General features: G+C 54.9%; 17 protein-coding genes. 8 read left to right on the forward strand and 9 right to left on the reverse strand.

Annotated features, from left to right (window positions below; all coding sequences use genetic code 11):
• Positions 1 to 3: 3 nt before the first annotated feature.
• From CWS43_RS08105 to CWS43_RS08115, 3 genes are all read right to left on the reverse strand, one after another.
• A complete protein-coding gene (locus CWS43_RS08105; RefSeq protein WP_101076407.1) occupies positions 4 to 1,506 on the reverse strand; it encodes a sugar ABC transporter ATP-binding protein in 1,503 nt (500 codons plus the stop codon).
• Between the two features lie 33 nt (positions 1,507 to 1,539).
• Complete coding sequence (locus CWS43_RS08110; RefSeq protein WP_101076481.1) at positions 1,540 to 2,583, reverse strand: substrate-binding domain-containing protein; 1,044 nt, start codon at positions 2,581 to 2,583, stop codon at positions 1,540 to 1,542.
• Positions 2,584 to 2,649: 66 nt separating this feature from the next.
• Complete coding sequence (locus CWS43_RS08115) at positions 2,650 to 3,630, reverse strand: TIM barrel protein (protein ID WP_101076408.1); 981 nt, start codon at positions 3,628 to 3,630, stop codon at positions 2,650 to 2,652.
• A gap of 329 nt (positions 3,631 to 3,959) precedes the next feature.
• On the opposite strand from CWS43_RS08115, the gene CWS43_RS08120 reads away from it, so the two are divergent.
• On the forward strand, positions 3,960 to 5,747 hold the full coding sequence (locus CWS43_RS08120; protein ID WP_101076409.1) for a methyl-accepting chemotaxis protein: 1,788 nt from the start codon (positions 3,960 to 3,962) through the stop codon (positions 5,745 to 5,747).
• 48 nt (positions 5,748 to 5,795) lie between these two features.
• Here the strand turns inward: CWS43_RS08120 and CWS43_RS08125 are convergent, their stop codons facing one another.
• The 3 genes from CWS43_RS08125 to CWS43_RS08135 all read right to left on the reverse strand — a co-directional run bounded on the left by CWS43_RS08125 (position 5,796) and on the right by CWS43_RS08135 (position 8,550).
• A complete protein-coding gene (locus tag CWS43_RS08125; RefSeq protein WP_101076410.1) occupies positions 5,796 to 6,632 on the reverse strand; it encodes a proline/glycine betaine ABC transporter permease in 837 nt (278 codons plus the stop codon).
• 21 nt (positions 6,633 to 6,653) lie between these two features.
• Positions 6,654 to 7,493 (reverse strand): ATP-binding cassette domain-containing protein, encoded by an 840-nt coding sequence (locus CWS43_RS08130; RefSeq protein ID WP_101076411.1) that lies wholly within the window; start codon positions 7,491 to 7,493, stop codon positions 6,654 to 6,656.
• A 100-nt stretch (positions 7,494 to 7,593) separates the two neighbouring features.
• Positions 7,594 to 8,550, reverse strand: coding sequence for a LysR substrate-binding domain-containing protein (locus CWS43_RS08135; RefSeq protein WP_101076412.1), 957 nt, complete (start codon positions 8,548 to 8,550; stop codon positions 7,594 to 7,596).
• 105 nt (positions 8,551 to 8,655) lie between these two features.
• On the opposite strand from CWS43_RS08135, the gene betC reads away from it, so the two are divergent.
• Complete coding sequence (gene betC / locus CWS43_RS08140; protein ID WP_101076413.1) at positions 8,656 to 10,197, forward strand: choline-sulfatase; 1,542 nt, start codon at positions 8,656 to 8,658, stop codon at positions 10,195 to 10,197.
• A complete protein-coding gene (gene choX / locus CWS43_RS08145) occupies positions 10,197 to 11,141 on the forward strand; it encodes a choline ABC transporter substrate-binding protein (RefSeq protein WP_232776772.1) in 945 nt (314 codons plus the stop codon). The genes betC and choX overlap by 1 nt, the downstream gene beginning before the upstream one ends.
• 75 nt (positions 11,142 to 11,216) lie before the next feature.
• Here the strand turns inward: choX and CWS43_RS08150 are convergent, their stop codons facing one another.
• The 3 genes from CWS43_RS08150 to CWS43_RS08160 are packed head-to-tail and all read right to left on the reverse strand — an operon-like array spanning position 11,217 to position 13,991.
• Positions 11,217 to 12,026 carry a pyrroline-5-carboxylate reductase gene (locus CWS43_RS08150; RefSeq protein ID WP_101076414.1) on the reverse strand — a complete coding sequence of 270 codons (810 nt, stop codon included), beginning with the start codon at positions 12,024 to 12,026 and terminating at the stop codon, positions 11,217 to 11,219.
• Between the two features lie 34 nt (positions 12,027 to 12,060).
• Entirely contained in the window at positions 12,061 to 13,218 is a 1,158-nt protein-coding gene (locus CWS43_RS08155) for a M20 aminoacylase family protein (protein WP_101076415.1), read from the reverse strand.
• Positions 13,219 to 13,277: 59 nt separating this feature from the next.
• Positions 13,278 to 13,991 (reverse strand): GntR family transcriptional regulator, encoded by a 714-nt coding sequence (locus CWS43_RS08160; protein WP_101076416.1) that lies wholly within the window; start codon positions 13,989 to 13,991, stop codon positions 13,278 to 13,280.
• 610 nt (positions 13,992 to 14,601) lie between these two features.
• Here CWS43_RS08160 and CWS43_RS08165 point away from each other — a divergent pair.
• The 5 genes from CWS43_RS08165 to CWS43_RS08185 are packed head-to-tail and all read left to right on the forward strand — an operon-like array spanning position 14,602 to position 19,026.
• The gene (locus CWS43_RS08165) at positions 14,602 to 15,720 is read left to right on the forward strand and encodes an ABC transporter substrate-binding protein (protein ID WP_101076417.1); all 1,119 of its coding nucleotides are present in this window, start codon (positions 14,602 to 14,604) and stop codon (positions 15,718 to 15,720) included.
• Positions 15,721 to 15,760: 40 nt separating this feature from the next.
• Positions 15,761 to 16,654, forward strand: coding sequence for a branched-chain amino acid ABC transporter permease (locus tag CWS43_RS08170; protein ID WP_101076418.1), 894 nt, complete (start codon positions 15,761 to 15,763; stop codon positions 16,652 to 16,654).
• Positions 16,647 to 17,534: a branched-chain amino acid ABC transporter permease gene (locus CWS43_RS08175; protein WP_101076419.1), complete on the forward strand. Its 888-nt coding sequence runs from the start codon at positions 16,647 to 16,649 to the stop codon at positions 17,532 to 17,534. Before CWS43_RS08170 ends, CWS43_RS08175 begins: the two co-directional genes overlap by 8 nt.
• Entirely contained in the window at positions 17,531 to 18,310 is a 780-nt protein-coding gene (locus CWS43_RS08180; protein ID WP_101076420.1) for an ABC transporter ATP-binding protein, read from the forward strand. The genes CWS43_RS08175 and CWS43_RS08180 overlap by 4 nt, the downstream gene beginning before the upstream one ends.
• A complete protein-coding gene (locus CWS43_RS08185; protein ID WP_101076421.1) occupies positions 18,307 to 19,026 on the forward strand; it encodes an ABC transporter ATP-binding protein in 720 nt (239 codons plus the stop codon). Before CWS43_RS08180 ends, CWS43_RS08185 begins: the two co-directional genes overlap by 4 nt.
• Positions 19,027 to 19,051 lie beyond the last annotated feature (25 nt).

Raw genomic sequence — 19,051 nt, forward strand, 5'->3', positions numbered from 1 at the left:
AATTCAGACGGCTTTTTTCACATCATTAATGGCATAACGCGCGATATTTTCTTCGGTGATATCGTCGCCGTTAAGTTCTTTCGTAATATGCCCTTCACGCATCACCAGAACACGGTCTGAGATACGCATTATTTCCGGCATTTCAGAAGAAACCACCACAATGGCTTTCCCCTGCTGCGCGAGTTTTTCTATCAGATTATAAATTTCAGACTTGGCACCGATATCAATTCCACGGGTCGGTTCGTCAAAAAGAAACACCTTATTATCGGCGGCCACCCAGCGGCCAATAATCACTTTTTGCTGATTCCCACCGCTCAGCGTACCAATGGTTTTTTCGATATTGAGCGGACGTAACCGCAAATCCGTCATCACATCCAGCGCAGTCTGGTTCAGCTGATTTTTCTTCAGCATGCCGAAACGGGTAAAACGCCCCATCGACGGCAACGCCATGTTCATTTTGACGGCGCGTTCTTTAATGATGCCCTCTTTTTTGCGGTCTTCCGGCACCAGGCCAATCCCGGCGCGAATGGCGGAACTGACGTTATGTTTTTTTACCGCAACGCCATCCACTTCAATGCTGCCGCCGGTTTTGGCATCAATGCCGGCAATCAGTTTCAGCAATTCGGTGCGTCCGGATCCGACCAGCCCGGCGATGCCCAGCACTTCACCGGCTTTCACGCTGAACGTGGCGTTACGCACGGCTTTATCGCGGCTCAAATCTTCCACGCTCAGCACGATGCGTTCGGTGGCATACGAATGGTGCTGTACTTTCTCGATTTTGCGCCCGACCATTTTGGTCACGATCGTCTCTTCGGTTTCGTCGCAGATATTCACCACGCCGACCTGCTTGCCATCGCGCAAAATCGTGGCGCGGTCGCAGACTTTGAAGATTTCATTCATTTTGTGCGAGACGTAAATCAGCGAAACATTCATCGATTTCAGGTCAGAAATCAGCTCAGCCAGGCGCTCAAACTCCGTCGGCGTCAGGCTCGACGTCGGTTCGTCCATCGCAATAATTTTGGCTTCATCAAGCAACGCACGGGCGATCTCAACGATCTGCTGTTGCGAGACTTTCAGGTTTTTGATCGGCTCATCCGGATTAATGCTCGGATCCAGGCGGCGCAGGATCGCCACCGCCCGTTTGTACTGCGCCTTTCTGTCAACAAACAGCCCTTTCATTTTGGTCAGGGGCCGCCCGAGAAACATATTCTGGGCGACGGAGAGTTCAGGAACGTGCTGCAACTCCTGATGAATCATTGCGATACCGGCATGGCGCGCAGACAGCGGGTTTTTCATCTGAATCACCTGCCCTTCCACCAGGATCTCGCCGGAATCGGCGGCCCGGACGCCTGACAGGATATTGAGCAACGTCGATTTTCCGGCGCCGTTTTCACCAATCAGCGCGTGGACTTCGCCCGGCCTGACGGAGAAATCAACCCCCTGAACCGCCGCCACGCCGCTGTAGCTTTTGCTGATGCCGCGCATCGTCAAACAATACTGTTCCATAAACTCTCCTCACCCTGTTCTCTGACGCCAGACTTACTGTTGCTGTGCCAGCAACTGGCGAAGCTTGGCGTTATCTTTAGTGGAGAACGCGTCGGCATTGTCTTTGGTGATCAGCGCCTGCGGAGTGGACACCACGCGGGAGATTTTCTGGCCATTAATCAGGCGGACAACCACTTCCATCGCCACTTCGCCGGTCAGCACCGGGAAGCTGTCAACCGTACCGGTCAGCTCACCGCGTTTGATTGACGCATACGCATCGGAAATCCCGTCGGTGCCAAAGACGGCAACCTGTTTAGATTTTCCGGCAGCTGCGACCGCTTCTACCACGCCCAGCGCCATGCCGTCGTTGTTGGCGTAGAAGCCAATCAGATCAGGATGTTGCTGTAAAATTGTCGCTGCGGCGTTGTACGCATTTTCGCGGCTCCAGTTGGCAGGAACGCTGGCGACCACGGTGAATTTCCCGCTGGTCTGAATCGTTTCTTTAAAGCCTTTGGTGCGCTGCGTTGCCGCATACACGCCCGGCTGGCCTTCGATGACCGCGACCTTGCCGCCTTCAGGGTGTTTTTTGATAAACCAGCCCGCCACGCGAACGCCGTTATCTTTTTGCACGTTGCCGACGTAATGCGCAGCGTTTGGCATTACGGCGTCATTGACGTTCACCACGGCAATGTTTTTGCTTTTGGCGGATTCGTACGCCGGTTGCAGGTTGGCGTCGGTTTGCGGCGACACCAGCAAGCCGTTGAACCCTTGAGAAATCAGCGTTTCGGCGATAGACAGCTGGCCGAGCTGGTCGTCTTCATTGGCGGCGGCCTGATATTCCACGGTGAAGCCGTGTCTATCGGCAAAGTTTTTATAGCCCTGGCCGAGGGAGCGCCAGTATTCGTTGGTCAGCGTTTTCGACACACCGCCGATTTTCAGCGATTTATCGATAGCCGGTAACGGGCCATATTTGGTGGTCAGTTGCGTCCAGTCGGTGCGATCCGGTTCGGTGTCGGATTGCAGGGGCGGTAAATCCGCCGCATAAAGGCTGGTGCAAAACAGTGTAGAGGTGAGTACAGACAGTAAGAGTTTTTTCATCATCTGGCCTTCGGATTGTTATTTTTATGGTTATCACAGCGACTCGCGCTGTGGCGGTCGCTTTTATTATTGCGCCAGCATCACGTTGTTCACGATTTGCTGAGAGGCGACGGCATCCTGCCTGCTGATGGCTTCATTCAGCGCCGGGTTGTTTTCAAGCTTTTCACACAGTTTCAGTAAACGGATAACGGTCGCGATATTGGTTTCCGCTTCGCGAACCGGGTCCAGACCGCTGGCGTCCGGGAACGTATCGAAGTAATACGCGCCTTTATAGCCGTCACGTTTCATTTGCAGCAGGAATTCCAGCGTGGCGCGCGGGTTCACGGAGCCGACCATCAGGCCATCGTCGCGTTTGCCCCAGCCGTCGTTGAGATCCAGCCCGAGCAGGCGTGAACGTCGCGCCACCATCGCTGCGGCAAACGCCGGGACTTCATTGGCAAACAGCACGTGCGCGAAATCCAGCGTGATGCCTAAATTCTTGCAACCGGCCTCTTCCACCGCCAGCAGGCAGGTGGTGGCGTTAGGGAAGATGCTGTAAGCGCGTGGTTCGTTCGGTTTGTATTCAATGCTGACGTCGATGTCCGGCGCATATTCCGCCACTTCGCGCACCGCGCTGACCGCGTCTTCCCACATTTTTTTGTAGTCCGCCTGGAAGCAGTAATCGAAACCGTCCTGCCCCATCCACAGCGTCATGATGCTGGCACCGAATTCGCGGCCAGCGTCGATGCCGCGCTTGGTCAACTCAATCGCCTGACGACGAATTTTAGGATCCGGGTTGGTAAATGCGCCGATTTTAAATTCCGGAGCATCCCAGCGCATTTGCATCCCGTTGACCGCCAGCCCGACTTCTTCAATTTTCTGACGCATGGTTTTGACGTCATCCGACATGTGCTGAGGGTAATTCAGGTCAAGATGTGTCAATCCTTTAACCGTAGCTGCACGTTCGATCATTTGCAGCACTGAAGGTTTGCCTTTCAGCTCCGGCCAGTAAAGATAAGCCCCCGAGGCAAACGAGTTCAGACGTGTGGCAAATTTAAGTTCTGACATGGGGTGTCCTTTGTAAACTGATTCGTAATGTACTTTCCTTCTTCACATTATTTCGTGAAGTAGTGCATTACTATCACCCGCCGAAAAAACCCGCAAGATCCCGTGCGGGTTTTGTGATCAGATTTGGGAGGCGTTTCACGAAATTTCGGGTAAACCAGACGTGGTATGACACGGAATAGCGAGTTGGTGCAGGAAGGTTCTAAATTTCGCACTTAAATAAAATGGAGCGCTATTTCGCCCCTATAAACCTCTGTTTTCTGTGACAGCCGTCAAGTTTTTCGCCTTTCTGCCGTTATCTAAAACTTAAGATTCCTTCCAGGGAAACGCCCATGTTAAAGACTATCCGTTCTCGCATTATTACAGCCTGCATCGCCATTGTGGTTTGCTCGCTGGTGATCAACACCTTCCTCAGTTACACCGTTGCAGATAAATACAACAGTCAGGCGACAGACAGCACGCTCAACGCCCTGACATCGAGCCATACGCAAGGGATCAGCGATTGGGTCAGCTCAAAAACAGGGATGATTGATTCACTTAAGCAAGTTGCGCTGACAGAAGATCCGATTCCGGTTCTCAAGCAAATGGCCAGCGCAGGCGGGTTTACTAACGTTTACGTCGGCTATGCGAATAAAACCGCGAAATTCTCCGATCCGACCGGCGTACCCTCTGATTACGATCCGACGGGCCGCCCCTGGTACAAGCAGGCAGCAGAAGCCGGGCATCCGGTCGCCACACCGCCGTATGTCGATTCGGGTACAGGTAAGTTAGTGGTCACTTTCGCCGTGCCTGTTATGGACGGTGGCACACTGAAAGCCATTGTTGCCGGTGATGTGTCGATGGACAGCGTGGTGAATAACGTTAATACCATTCATCCGACGCCCGGCAGCTTCGGGATGCTGGTCGATAAATCCGGTGTGATCATCGCGCATCCTGATGCACAACTGGCGCTGAAGCCGTTTTCCACACTGGCGGAAGGGGTGAACCTGCAAGATTTGCTCGCGGCAAATACGCCTGTGGATATTCAGCTGAGCGGTGCGCTAAAACGCGTGCGTGCGATGCCGGTGGCGGGTACGGAGTGGTATACGCTGGTGGCTCAGGATAAAGCGGAATCCACAGCGGGTATGCGCTCACTGCTCACGTCTTCGGTAATTACGCTGTTTGTGATCGTGCTGATTTCCGCCGCCGTGATTGGCCTGATTATCACCAAATCGTTCCACCGCCTGTCTGTGGTGCGCGACACGCTCAACGCCATCAGCTCCGGTGAAGACGATCTGACGCAGCGTTTACCGACTGACGGGCACGATGAGGTCACGCAAATTGCTCACGCGTTCAACACGTTTGTCGATAAGCTCAGCAAGGTGATGTCAGAAATCCGCGTGACCAGCGAATCCGTTAAAATTGCCGCCGACGAAATTGCCGCCGGGAATAACGATTTGTCAGGCCGTACCGAATCGGCCGCCGCCAGCCTGCAACAAACCGCCGCGTCGCTGGAGCAAATCACCGCAACGGTTTCGCAATCCGCCAGCTCCGCCAAACAGGCCAGCGCGACGGCGAAATCCGCCTCAGAAGCCGCCACACGCGGCGACGAGGTGGTGACGAAAGTCATTACAACGATGGAAACGATTGAAAGCGCGTCGTCAAAAATCGGTGATATCACCGGCGTTATCGACGGCATTGCCTTCCAGACCAATATTCTGGCACTGAATGCCGCGGTTGAAGCCGCGCGTGCCGGTGAACAGGGGCGCGGGTTTGCCGTTGTCGCCAGCGAAGTGCGTAGCCTGGCGCAGCGCAGTGCCCAGGCGGCAAAAGAAATCAAAGTCCTGATTGAATCGACGGTAAGCAGCGTGTCATCCGGCTCGGCGCAGGTACGGCTGGCCAGTGACAGTATGAGTGAAATCGTCAGCAACGTGTCGAACGTCAGCAGCGTGATGATGGAAATCACCCATGCTTCCGAAGAACAGATGCTGAGTATTCATGAGATCAACAAGGCGATTACCCAGCTTGATGGCATGGTGCAACAGAATGCGGCAATGGTTCAGGAATCCACCGGCGCGGCCTCTGCCTTGCAGGAACAGGCGACCGGCCTGGCCGTCGCCGTCGGCCATTTCCGGGTGTAAATGAAACGACGTTGCTCAGGGCCGGTCACGAAAGTGCCCGGCCTTTTTTTACACCCTTCCGCCCTGTTTGCGTGCAAAACTCGCCGACAACCGGTCCAGCAGGATCGCCATCAGCACCACCACAATCCCGCTTTGTAATCCCAGCCCGATATCCAGTTGCTGAATGCTGCTGAGAATATCATTCCCCAGCCCTCCGGCACCGACCATCGAGGCGATAATCACCATCGACATCGCCATCATAATGGTCTGATTTACACCCGCCATGATCGCCGGTTGCGCGGCGGGCAACTGCACTTTCCACAGCAACTGCCACGGAGTACAACCAAACGCCAGCCCGGCTTCAATACGCGCCGGGCTTACCTGGCGGATCCCCAGATCTGTCAGGCGCACCACCGGCGGCATGGAAAATAAGATAGTGGCAAAAATGCCCGGCGGACGCCCAAGGCCAAACAAAATGGTCGCGGGGATCAGATAAACAAACGCGGGCATGGTCTGCATGAAATCCATCAGCGTGCGCACCACGCTGCCGACCGCGGCGCGGCGTGCGCTCCAGATCCCCAGCGGGATGCCGAACAGCAGGCTGAAAAATGTCGAGGAAAGCGTCAGCGCCAGCGTGATTGACGCGTGATCGCTGTAGCCGCTGTAAACGATATAAAGCGTGGCGAGCAGTGCAAACAGCGCGAAGCCTTTGCCAATACGCCAGAAGCCAATCGCGACAGCCAGAAACACCAGCCCCCACGGCGAGAGCCAGCCGGTCAGGGTTTCCAGCCCGCCGGCAACGGCGTCGATGCCAGCCGAAAGGCCATCAAAAAAACCACCGGCATGCACCAGCAGCGCGTGAATGGCGCTGTCAATCTGACGGCTAAAATCTAAGGGATAGGCCATAACGTTCTCTGTATAAAAGGCTTAAAGCGGCGGCTGCCAGACATCGGCGTAAGATTCGGCCAGCTGCCAGCGTGAGGTATCCACGCCGGAGAAAAAATGCCGGACATAAGGCGACGCCGGGGCATTAATGATGTTTTCCGGCGTACCGACCTGCACCAGCTTGCCCTCTTCCATAATCGCAATGCGCGTCCCGAGACGCAGCGCTTCTTCCATATCGTGAGTGACAAACACCACCGTACGCTGTTGTTCTGCCTGAAGCGCCAGCAGCAATGACTGCATATCGCGGCGGATAATCGGATCCAGCGCCGAGAAAGCCTCATCCATCAGCAACACCGCCGGATCCACCACCAGCGCCCGCGCCAGCCCGACGCGCTGCTGCATCCCGCCGGAAAGCTGGTGCGGATATTGCGCGGCAACGTGCGCCAGCCCGACTTTCTCCAGCATCGCGTGCGCCCGTTTGTGCCGTTCGTCGCGGCTGATGCCCGACACTTCCAGCCCGAACGCCACGTTATCGAGCACGGTGCGTTCGTCAAACAGCGCAAACGACTGAAAAACCATACCAATCTGGCGGCGGCGCAGTTCAATCATTTCGCGGGCATTCAGGCTGCCCAGCGCCTGCCCCTGAAACAGAACATCGCCGGAACCCGGCTGAATAAGAAAATTGAGCGTGCGCAGCAGCGTCGATTTCCCCGAGCCGGAAAGCCCGACAATAACAAAAATCTCACCGGCCATTATTTGCAAACTAATATCATCCAGCGCATTGACCGGCGCTTTATTTTCCTCGCGGGAAAACAGTTTCTTTCCGGTCGCGGAAGAATAACTTTTAAAAACGTGACGTAACTCGATCAGGGATTGCGGCATAATGGTTTCACACTGTATTAATTACCCTGACACGCTAACCTAAAATAATGAAAATAAGTTACGTATTTTGAAATTCCATATAGAGTTATTTCGCATTAGCTTATTCATATTTTAGCAATGCACCCGATTGGTGAGGCGAAATTGAGTCCGGATTATGATGGAAGTTCCATGCCTCATTTAACAGCCAGCGGGTCACTTTTTCCTGCTGCACGGACGCCGGTTTACTGCCGGATGAGATGAGATAATAACCCCTTTCCGTGCGCACTTCCGGCCCGCAAACGAACAGCTGGCGGCTCTCCAGCAACGCCGAAATCAGCGGCCGCCAGCCGAGCGCAACCCCCTGTCCTTCAACCGCCGCCTGGATCACCAATGAGTAGGCATTGAAGGTGCGCGAACCGGCATGATGCAGCGCGGGCAAGCCTTGTGAACGGAACCAGTCTTCCCACGTCAGCCAGCGCTGCGGGCGGGTTTCAGGCAACTTAAGCAGCGGGAAATGCAGCAGTTTTTCTGGCAGCGGATCATTGCCAAGTTTATCCATAACCTCATGATTACAGACAGGAATGACATCCTCCGGGAACAGCTTTTGCGCATGCGTTCCAGGCCAGTTACCGTTGCCAAAATAGATCGCCAGATGGGCGTTGTTATCGCGAAAATTATAGTCATTCGGCGAGGTCGATACCTGCACTTCAACGCCCGGGATCAGCGCCTGAATGGCGTTCATCCGCGGCATCAGCCAGTAGGTGGCAAAGCCCATATCCGTGTCAATGCGCAGCGTAGTACGCTGATATCGCGTGCGTTCTATCTGCTCGCTGATGTCGCTCAGGCTGGCGCGGACAATCTGGTACAGCGCACTGCCGGATTCGGTCAGCTGTACGCCCCGGTGACGCCGTTCAAACAGCGGTCCGTTGAGCAGATTTTCCAGCATCTGAATACGCTGGCTGACCGCCGGTTGCGAAAGTCCGAGTTCATTTCCCGCTGCGGTAAAATTACCGTGTCGCGCGGCTGCTTCAAATACTACTAAAACCTGTAACGGAGGTAATTCTAATTTACCTGCCATAAATCCACCTTATGCCATGATAATTTAATAACCTCTTCACAGAATGAAAAAGGCATGCGATAAAAATATCACGATTCGCTAATTAATTTTTCTCTCAGGCTAATAATGCTTATAAATAAACCGAATATCGTTATTCTAATGGCCGATCAGTTAACCGCCGGGGCATTACGCACTTACGGGAATAATGTCAGCCTGACGCCGAATATTGACAAACTGGCCGACGAAGGCGTGGTTTTTGAATCTGCCTACTGCAACAGCCCGCTGTGCGCCCCTTCCCGCGCGGCGCTGATGACCGGCCAGTTTTTGTCGAACAACGGCGTCTACGATAACGCCGCTGAGTTTCGCGCTGATTCACCGACCTTCTGCCATTATCTGCGTGAACAGGGTTACCAGACCTGGCTTTCCGGCAAGATGCATTTTTGCGGCCCTGACCAGTTGCACGGCTTTGACGAGCGACTGACGACCGATATTTATCCGGCTGATTTTGGCTGGACGCCGGACTGGGCGAACCCGGAACGCCGTCTGGACTGGTTCCACAACATGAGTTCAGTGCTGGAAGCCGGTGAGTGTGTACGCACTAACCAGCTGGATTTCGATGATGAAGCGCTGTTTATGGCGCGCCAGCGGTTGTATGACGCCGCGCGCAAACCGGACGATAAGCCGTTTCTGCTGCTGCTTTCACTGACACATCCGCATGATCCGTTTGCTATTCCGCGCCGTTACCTCGACCGGTTTGCGCAGGAGGATATCGATCTGCCGAAAATCAGCGCGGGCGATGTGGAAGATGACGCGCACTCGCAGCGCCTGCGCGCCATGTATCAGCTCGAAGACGGTTTGCTCAGCGACGAGCAAATCCGCCGCGCCCGTCACGCTTATTACGGCTCGATTGCCTACGTGGATGACTGCTTTGGTGAAGTGGTCCGCACGCTGGAAGAAACCGGCCAGGCGGAAAATACCGTGGTATTTGTGATTGCCGACCACGGTGAAATGCTGGGCGAACGCGGGCTGTGGTACAAAATGACCTTCTTTGAGGGGGCCGTGCGCGTGCCGCTGATCGTCCACAACCCGCAGCGTTTTGCGCCCCGCCGCGTGGGCGGCAACGTCTCGCTGGTGGATTTACTGCCGACCTTTACCGAGCTGGCGGGCGGCGCGGAGCGTCTTCAGCACCCGGTTGCCCCGCTCGACGGCCACAGCCTGGTGTCGCACCTTAACGGCCAGCCGGGGCCGGACGAAGCCTGCGCTGAATATCTGGCGGAAGGCGCGATTGAGCCGATGGTGATGATCCGCCGCGGGCCGTGGAAATACATTCATTCGCTGACCGAAGCGCCACATCTGTACCAGCTTGAGCAGGATCCGTTTGAGCTGAAAAACCTGGCGACGCAGGCCGAACATCGCGTCACCGTCGCAACCTTTGCCGCTGAAGTTGCCACCCGCTGGGATTTAAATAGCCTGAACAAGCAGGTCCGCGCCAGCCAGCTAAAAAGGCTGTATCTGACCGAAATCGCCGGGCGCGATGCCATTCCTCAATGGGATTTCCAGCCGCATCAGGCCGCCTCGCACCGTTTTATCCGTAACCACCAGACGCTGGACGAGCAGGAAGCTTTCGCCCGTTACCCGCGCCCTTATAAACACCCGACAGGGGAATAATGATGATGATAAAAAGACTCACCACGCTGATGCTTCTGGCCAGTGCCAGCCTGCTGCCGTTGAGCAGTTTCGCCGCTGACGACGCCCGCTGTGCCACCGTCAATCAGTCCGACCCCGGCTGGACGGATATCGCGGCGACCAACGCCGTGTCCGGCGTGGTGCTGAACGCGCTGGGTTATCAGCAAAAAGTGCAAAACCTTTCCGTCGCGCTGGCATTTCAGGGGTTGAAAACCGGGCAACTGGATGTGTTTTTAGGTAACTGGATGCCCGCACAGGCACCGGTTATCGCAAAATTTACCGATGACATCAGCGTCATCGGCGCCAATTTACCGGCCGCCAAATTTACGCTGGCCGTGCCGGATTACGTGGCAAAAGCGGGCGTGAAGGATTTCGCCGATCTGGAGAAATACGCCAGTAAGTTTGATCACAAGATCTACGGCATCGCGCCGGGCGCACCGGCAAATCAGAACATCAAGAAGATGATCGACCAGCATGATTTTGGTTTGCAGAACTGGAATCTGGTGGAGTCGAGCGAAAGCGGCATGCTGGCGCAGGTGACCCGCGCGGTGAGTCGTCAGCAGTGGATCGTGTTTCTGGGCTGGGAACCGCATGCGATGAATACGCGCTTTAAGCTGACGTATCTGAGCGGTGGCGATAAATGGTTTGGCGCAAACTATGGCAGCGCGACGGTGAACACAGTGACGCGCAAAGGCTTTGCCGAACAGTGCCCGAACCTCAACCGCTTTTTCACGCAGCTGAAATTTAACGTGCCGCTGGAAAACGCCATCATCACCCGCGTGCTCGATGACAAGCAAAGCCCGGAAGATGCTGCCCGCGCCGAACTGGTGAAACACCCGGAACTGCTGACCAGCTGGCTGGACGGCGTGACCACCCGCGACGGCAAACCGGCAGAAAGTACCGTGAAAAAAGCACTGGGCATCTGACTGTCCTGTGGGTTAACAAACAAAAAGCCAGACCTCACAGGGGTCTGGCTTTTTTACGGCGGCAATAAATCAGTGTTACGCGGGTTTACTGCCGGAAAGCTCGGTAGTTCTTCTGACTGCGGTCATCACGCTGCGCTGTAATCCGGCGGCAAAATCACTGTTGTTCAGCTCATACAATCCGTTAATGCCCACACCGGCCGGCGAGTTGTTGATGTCCATCAGCTGACGCGGATGCAGCCCGCTGGTTTTCAGCATTTCCACGCCACCAATCAGATTTTCCCAAACCACTTTGCTGGCCTGCGGGCGTGATAAACCGCTCAGCACGCCCGCGTCGGTCAGCGATTCGATAAAGTAATACACGTAATTCACCCCGGCGACGGCAAAGCCGGTGAAGATATCGATCAGCCGTTCTTCGAGCAGCATCACTTTACCGAAACTTTCCAGAAACGGCATCAGCGGTTCTGGTTTAACGTGCGCGTTAAACACCACGCCGCTGTAACCAAAACCGGTATCCGTCAGGGTATTCGGGATAGTGCGCACGATCGGGCGGGTCGCGCCAAACTGTGCGCTCAGCCGTTCGAGCGTGACACCAGCGATGATCGAAATCACCGTGGCCTGCGGCGATGCGTGCTGACAAATGTGCCGCGCAACGCCATCAATATCATCCTGCGGACGGACGCCAATCACGATGTAATCCGCCGCCGCCAGCGCTTCGCTGTCGTTAAGCGCCGACGTCAGCTGATACCGGTCACGCAGCGTGGCAATACGACTTTCGTCAATATCAGCCAGCGTAATCTGGCTGGCCAGTACGGCCTGACGGCTCAGGGCGGCACGAATAATCGCTTCTGCCATCTGACCGGCACCGACAAAATGAATCTGACTCATGATTGACTCCGTAAAGATGAAAACAGGTTGAGGATTATTTTTTCAGCGATCGTTCCACCAGCGTTGCCCAGATGCCAATGCCCAGCGGGATCAGATCGTCGTTAAAGTCGTAGCGTGCGTTATGCAACGAGGCGGACGGTTTTTCACCATCGGCACCCAGCCAGAAATAAGCACCGGGGCATCGCTCCAGCAAATACGCGAAATCTTCTGCCGCCATCGATGGCGCGTTATTGAAATGTACCCGCGTGACGCCCGGTGCATGCTCTGCCGCTTCACGCACAATTTCCGCCTGCGCCGGATGGTTTTTCGTCACCGGATACCCAAATTCCCAGCGGACTTCGCCTTTGACGCCAAACGGCAGCGGCACGGCTTTGACGTATTCTTCAATCAGCCGCCAGCAGGTAATACGCGTTTCATTGCTCTGGCAACGCAATGTGCCGGACATGTGCAGCGTTTCAGGGATAACGTTGATCGCCTCGCCCGCCTGTAGCTGCGTCAGGCTGATGACCGTTTGCTCCAGCGGCGACAGACGACGTGAAATCAGACTCTGCAGCGATAAAATCAGTTGCGCACCGGCAACCACCGGATCCGCACCCAGCTCCGGCATCGCCGCATGGCAGCCTTTTCCGGTGAGCGTGATGTAGAAATTATCCTGCGACGCCATCATCGGCCCCTGGCTGACGGCGACTTCACCGACCGGCAGACCGGGCCAGTTGTGCAGCGCGTACACTTCCTGCATCGGGAAACGTTCAAACAGCCCTTCATTCACCATCATCTGACCGCCCCCGGCGTTTTCTTCCGCAGGCTGAAAAATGAAATGTACCGTGCCGCGGAAATCACGGTTTTCGCTCAGATGGCGCGCCGCGCCGAGCAAAATAGCCGAGTGACCGTCGTGGCCGCAGGCGTGCATCAGGCCAGGATTTTGCGAAATATGGTCAAAATCATTGAGCTCCTGGATCGGCAGCGCATCAATATCAGCACGCAGGCCAATGGATGGCCCTTCGCCATTGCGCAGGGTGGCAACAATGCCGGTTTTAGCGATCCCTGTGTGCACTTCCAGGCCGAAAGACAGCAGAAGATCGCTGATCTTTTTGGATGTACCGTGTTCTTTCAGGCCCAGTTCGGGTCGGGTGTGGAATTCACGACGTAACTGTTTTGCCTGATCGATGATGTGTTGAGAAATGACAGCCATAGATCCTCTGTGGTGATCTGTATTGATATGCAGGTTTTTTATAATGTTCGGAAACGGCGTTACAGCGCCTGTTTTTTCCCGAAGTAAATACGTGCCAGGCCTTCTTTCGTGACTTCAACCGCGTTTTCCGAGCTGAGCGAAACGTGGCGTTCAATCAGTTGTGCGCCCTTTTCAATATCGCGATGGCGCAGCGCAGCAATGATCCCGACGTGTTCCTCGTAAGCATTGATCCGGCGGGCAGGCGTTTCCAGATCGATACGGCGGAAAAATCGGATCAGTGAATTCAGGCTGTCGAGCATTTCGTACAGGCGCGAATTACGCGAGATACGCGCGATTTCCATGTGGAAGTGTTCGTCAGCTTTGGCGATTTCCGTCCAGTCGGTGATTTCACTGGCTTCGGGTTGTTTCTCGCTGACGTCTTCCCAGATAGCCGCCGTCACCGCAATCTCTTCGTCGGTTGCACGCTGGCAGGCAAAGCGGAATGTCGCCTGTTCAATCACCATACGCACTTCATACAGTTCGCGAACGCCTTCCGGCGTGATGTCGCGGGCATAAAATCCACGGTTGGGCACAAAACTCATGAAACCGTCTTTGGAAAGCCGGTTGAGCGCCTCACGTACCGGCGTTCTCGAGACCCCGAGCTGACCCGCCAGTTCGACTTCATTAACCCGTTCGCCCGGGCGGAAGTGGTAATCAATTGCCAGCAGTTTTACTTTCTCGTAAACCTTCTCGACGCTGTCCGCGCTGCGGGACTTTTTTTTGGGAACAATCACTGAACCTCCGGCTCTGCTTAATTTTCTTCTTTTAATCTTTCTTTACGTCTATTTAAAATTAAAGCAGTAATTAAAAACATCGATGTGGATTTAATTGATAGCACAGCCCTAAAGGCAGCTCAACACAAGATTGCATACACTTTTGCACTCACTTTAACAAATCACTATTTATCATAAGCTTATTCACTATAGAATATTTAGCCCTTTGTTATTTCCGAATTAAAAAATTAATTGCACTGTTGCAGTGCGGTTATTGCTCCAAAAAAGTGAAAATAAACTTTCTGCTTTGATCAGCGGTTTCATTTACTGCGAAAATAATTACCTTGTCTGATTTACTTTTTAATTTTTTAACACGCCGGTTCTCCCTGTTTTTCATCATTATTTGATTTCTCAGCGCTCATTATCCGGCCCGGTTGCGCTGCAAAATTGCGCACATGGCATAGAACTTGCCTTTGAACATAAGTGTATGCACTTGTTTATTCACTTAAGCGTGCATCACTTTGCGTCACACCAGGGGTACTTACACGACATCCGCTACGCCCGATCAGGGCTCTGACGATGCCGACATCCAAACGCTTCAACGTGTTGATAAAAGAACCGGAGATCCATAATGAAAACTCGCTTTCGCCGTATCGTTATCCTGTCTGCGCTGACCAGCGTGCCACTGTTAAGTGCCGTTCACCCTGCTTTCGCAGACATCAAACTGGGGGCAATCCTGCCACTGACGGGCACCAGCGCCAGCATTGGCGAGGATCAGCGTCGCGGCATTGAACTGGCGGTTGAGAACCTCAATGCCAAAGGCGGTGTCGCCGGGCAAAAACTGGATGTCGTGGTAGAGGATTCAGCGGGTAGCCCGGTGACCGGGCTGAATGCGGTCAGAAAACTGACACAGGTGGATAAAGTGCCGCTGGTGGTAGGCGATTTTTCTTCCAGCGTGACCATCCCTGTGGGTCAGTATCTGGTGAAAAACAATCTGGTCCACATCAACATTTCCGGTACCAGCGCAGATGTCCGCAAAATCGGTAAATCCTCTTACAGCGTGATTGGCCTTGATGATCTTTCGGCACGTTTTTCCGCCGACGACGTCTGGCAACAGGGTTACCACAACGTCGCCTTTATTGCGCCGGACGGGGCTTATGGCCAGGGCATGGCGCAGCAGTTCAAACAGGCGTTTGAAAAACTGGGCGGAAAGGTGGTGGCCAAAGTGCTGTATACCAGCGGTCAGCCTTCTTACCGCCGCGAGCTGGAGCAAATTTCCCGTGCCAAACCTGACGCTTACGTCTACACCAGCTACGGCCAGGATGCGATTGTCCTCAACCGCGAAGCCTGGGAACTGGGGCTGGGCAAAACACCGTGGTACGGCATGTATCTGACGATGGCGATTGCTGATTCACCGGCACAATACACCAACGGGCAAATGGGTATGGAAGTCTCCGGCATGGCGCAGCAAACCGATGGACAGAGTTACAACGCGAACTATCAGCAGCGCTTCCACGAAAAACCGCGTTCCGTTTACGGCAGCTACGCCTATGACAGCATCATGCTGGCCGCTGCGGCGATAGATAAAGCCCACGACGCCAGCCCGGCCGCGCTGGTGGCCGCGATGAAAACCGTCGCCCCCAAATTTACCGGCATTACCGGCACCCTGAATCTGGATGCGGATAACCAGCGCCAGACCCAGCCCTACCTGAAAGTGAAAGCGCTCAACGGCGAACCGGTGGCGCGATAACGCGATCGTTTCCTTCTGTTTCTTTGTTCAGGAAAGCATCATGTTTCAGTTTATTGTTGATACGTTAATCCGCACCGCCGATTTGTCACTGGTCGCGCTCGGGCTGAGCCTGGTCTACGGCCTGGTGCGGTTTGCCAATATCGCTCACGTGCAGTACGCCATGGTCGGAGCTTTCCTGACCGCTGGCGGCATGAAAATGGGCATGCCTTTTCCCCTGGCGGTGCTGTTTTCTGCCCTGTCTTGCGGTGTTTTAGCCGTGCTGCTGCATCACTGGGTGTTCCAGCGCCTAATGGGCGCCGGGGCGGCAAATGCCATGATCGGCTCACTTGCCGTCTCGATGGTGATGATTGCACTGATGTTAGGCGTCGAAGGATCGGCGCCTGTCAGCTACAACTTACCTATTGGCAGCACCTGGCAATGGGGCGGGATCCGCATTTCAGCCGACGAATGCTGGAGCCTTGTTTCCACCGCCGCCATCATTGTGATTTTCAACTTTCTGCTGTTTTTCACACCGCAGGGCCGTTCCATCCGGGCGCTGGCCAGTAACCGCGAACTGGCCGCAGCTTCCGGGCTGAATGCCAATGCCATTATCCACACCGTCAATATGATTTCCGGGATGATCGCCGCCGTCGGCGGTTCCCTGATTGCTATGAACGGCAGTGCGTATATCAACCAGGGCAATGATCTGATGTTGCCAGTATTAGCGGCGGCTATTCTCGGCGGGCTGGGTAACCCGATGGGGGCAATTTTGGGGGCACTGCTGATTGCCGTCACCGAAACGCTGGTCACTAACATCAACTGGGGATGGCTTTACGGCGAAGACATGGTGTTTATGCCGACCACCTGGATCAACGCCGCGTCATTTGTGATGCTGCTGTTAGCCCTGCTGTTGCGTCCTTATGGCTTATTCAACCGGGAGGTGCGCCGTGTCTGAGTTTCTGCTGCATATTTTTTGCATCGCCGGCATTTACGCGATGATCGCACTGGCCCTGAACCTTCAGGCCGGTTATGCCGGGTTGCTCAATTTCGGGCATATCGCGTTTGTCGGTATCGGTGCTTACGCCATCGGGATCGGTAGCCAGTTTTCGCTGCCGTTGTGGCTGGTGATCCCCGCAGGGATCGCGCTGGCGATGGCGGTTTCCGTCGCGATGGCGCTGCTCGGGCGTCAGCTTTCTGCCGATTACTGGGGGATTGCTACGCTGGCGCTGGCGGAAATCATCCGCATTTCGGTCGTTAACGAAGAAGGGCTGACCGGCGGCGGTCAGGGGATCGGCAATATTACCGCCCCGTGGAGCACCGGCCTGCAACAGCATGACGTGCTGGTCTTCACTGCGTTAATCCTGTTGTGTATCGCTGTTTGCACCTTTATTTCTCTGCGTTTTGGTAACAGCCGTTTTGGCCGGGCTTTGCGGCTGATGCGTGAACAACCGCAACTGGCCATGTGCATGGGATATTCGCTGCTGTGGCTGAAGTGCCGTGCGCTGATGTGCAGCGCAGTAATGTGTGCCATCGCGGGGATGTTGCTGGCCTGGTACACCAATTATGTCAGCCCGGATTACCTGCTTTCTTCAGAAACCTTCCTTATCTGGAGCATGGTGATGATCGGCGGGATCAGCAATGTGCGCGGTGTACTGGCAGGCGTGGTCGTGGTCGAAGGGTTATACAATTTTATTCCCTTCGCCAAAGATCTGCTCCACATGAGTTCTGACCTGACCGGCGCGTTGCGCCTCGGTTTAGTCGGGCTGGTCATGTTGATCGGGTTGTTATTACGTCCGGGCGGAATTTTGCCTGAAAAACTGAGGATACTGCCATGACAACGCTGCTTACGGTGGACGCGATCAGCAAGGCGTTCGGGGGCAACCAGGTGCTGAAGTCCGTTACGTTTGGCCTGCAAAAAGGCGAGATCCTCGGGTTACTTGGGCCAAACGGATCCGGGAAAAGCACGTTGCTTAATGCCATTTCCGGGTTCACCGCCATCGACAGCGGCACCATTACGGTTGGCTCAGAACGTATCGACAAAATGCCACCGCATCGCATCATCAGGGCCGGTATTGCCCGCACTTTCCAGCTTCCGGCCATGCCGGCAAAAATGACCGTCATGGAAGTGGTGATGACCGCAGGCACGCGCCATCACGGTGTCTGGAATGGTTTGTTATCGCTGCCCTCAGGCCGGCGCGCGGAGAAGGAAGACCACCAAAAGGCCACGGAGTTACTCGATACGCTGTTGCTGACTAAAGTACGGGATTTACCCGCTGCGGCGCTCTCCGGCGGCCAGAAAAAACTGTTGGGCATTGCCTGCGCGCTGATGGGCGACCCGGCTATTTTGATGCTTGATGAACCGATGGCGGGCGTACACCCGAAACTGCGCCAGGAGTTGGTTGAAACCCTGAAAACCCTGAGCCGTACGGGAATTTCGCTGATTATCATTGAACACGATATGCATTTTATTAAGTCGCTTTGTGAGCGCTGCATCGTGCTGGATCGCGGGCATATTGTCGCCACCTGCCATCCTGATGATTTATCAAAAAATCAGGACGTGCTGGATGCGTATCTGGGTGGCGCAGGCCGTGCCCTGAAGGAGGCCGTATGATCACAATCAACGACGTCGTCGCCGGTTATACGCCGGGTGTCGATATTTTGCAGGGCATTTCTCTGGAAGTTGCACAGGCCGAGATTGTCACGCTGCTCGGGCCAAACGGCTGCGGGAAATCCACCCTGCTCAAATGCATCGCCGGGTTTCTGACGCCACGTAACGGAGAGGTTCGCCTTAACGGCGAGGAAACCGGCGCGATCCCCATTCACCGGAAAGTGCGCGAGTGTTCACTGGGGTTCGTTCCGCAGCTCGATAACGTTTTTAACAACCTGAGCGTGGCAGAAAATCTGCAAACCGGCGGGCAGTTTTTACCACCGGTAAAACGTAAACGGCGCATGGAACAGCTCTGCGAGCTTTATCCGCTGCTGCGTAAAAAGTGGCAGGTACCAGCCTCGGCGCTGTCGGGAGGCGAACGCCAGATTCTGGCCCTGACCCGCGCGCTGATGCCCGAACCGGCGATTTTGCTGCTTGATGAACCGTCCGCCGGGCTGTCCCCTAAAATGCTCGATGAAGTGTTCAGCGCCATTCAGGCCATCCGTGAGCTGGAAAAAGTCACTATTTTGATGGTGGAGCAAAATGCGATGGAAGCCCTGCACATCTCTGATCGCGCATATATTCTTGCGCTGGGCAAAGTGGCGCTGACCGGCGATGCCCGCGATTTACTCAGTGACCCGCGCATGAGCGAACTTTACTTCGGAGGACGAACCGTTTAAGCCATGTCTTTATTCTTTAATTTAT

This window comes from Rahnella sp. AA (assembly GCF_002834385.1).
Lineage (GTDB): Bacteria > Pseudomonadota > Gammaproteobacteria > Enterobacterales > Enterobacteriaceae > Rahnella.

What these genes read in the sequence shown, in the direction of transcription:
- CWS43_RS08135 (WP_101076412.1), bottom strand. Translation starts at nt 8,550, where the DNA reads ATGGCAGGTAAATTAGAATTACCTCCGTTACAGGTTTTAGTAGTATTT.
- CWS43_RS08180 (WP_101076420.1), top strand. Translation starts at nt 17,531, where the DNA reads ATGACAACGCTGCTTACGGTGGACGCGATCAGCAAGGCGTTCGGGGGC.
- CWS43_RS08120 (WP_101076409.1), top strand. Translation starts at nt 3,960, where the DNA reads ATGTTAAAGACTATCCGTTCTCGCATTATTACAGCCTGCATCGCCATT.
- CWS43_RS08155 (WP_101076415.1), bottom strand. Translation starts at nt 13,218, where the DNA reads ATGGCTGTCATTTCTCAACACATCATCGATCAGGCAAAACAGTTACGT.
- CWS43_RS08165 (WP_101076417.1), top strand. Translation starts at nt 14,602, where the DNA reads ATGAAAACTCGCTTTCGCCGTATCGTTATCCTGTCTGCGCTGACCAGC.
- CWS43_RS08150 (WP_101076414.1), bottom strand. Translation starts at nt 12,026, where the DNA reads ATGAGTCAGATTCATTTTGTCGGTGCCGGTCAGATGGCAGAAGCGATT.
- CWS43_RS08115 (WP_101076408.1), bottom strand. Translation starts at nt 3,630, where the DNA reads ATGTCAGAACTTAAATTTGCCACACGTCTGAACTCGTTTGCCTCGGGG.
- CWS43_RS08110 (WP_101076481.1), bottom strand. Translation starts at nt 2,583, where the DNA reads ATGAAAAAACTCTTACTGTCTGTACTCACCTCTACACTGTTTTGCACC.
- CWS43_RS08130 (WP_101076411.1), bottom strand. Translation starts at nt 7,493, where the DNA reads ATGCCGCAATCCCTGATCGAGTTACGTCACGTTTTTAAAAGTTATTCT.
- choX (WP_232776772.1), top strand. Translation starts at nt 10,197, where the DNA reads ATGATGATGATAAAAAGACTCACCACGCTGATGCTTCTGGCCAGTGCC.
- betC (WP_101076413.1), top strand. Translation starts at nt 8,656, where the DNA reads ATGCTTATAAATAAACCGAATATCGTTATTCTAATGGCCGATCAGTTA.
- CWS43_RS08125 (WP_101076410.1), bottom strand. Translation starts at nt 6,632, where the DNA reads ATGGCCTATCCCTTAGATTTTAGCCGTCAGATTGACAGCGCCATTCAC.
- CWS43_RS08185 (WP_101076421.1), top strand. Translation starts at nt 18,307, where the DNA reads ATGATCACAATCAACGACGTCGTCGCCGGTTATACGCCGGGTGTCGAT.
- CWS43_RS08105 (WP_101076407.1), bottom strand. Translation starts at nt 1,506, where the DNA reads ATGGAACAGTATTGTTTGACGATGCGCGGCATCAGCAAAAGCTACAGC.
- CWS43_RS08170 (WP_101076418.1), top strand. Translation starts at nt 15,761, where the DNA reads ATGTTTCAGTTTATTGTTGATACGTTAATCCGCACCGCCGATTTGTCA.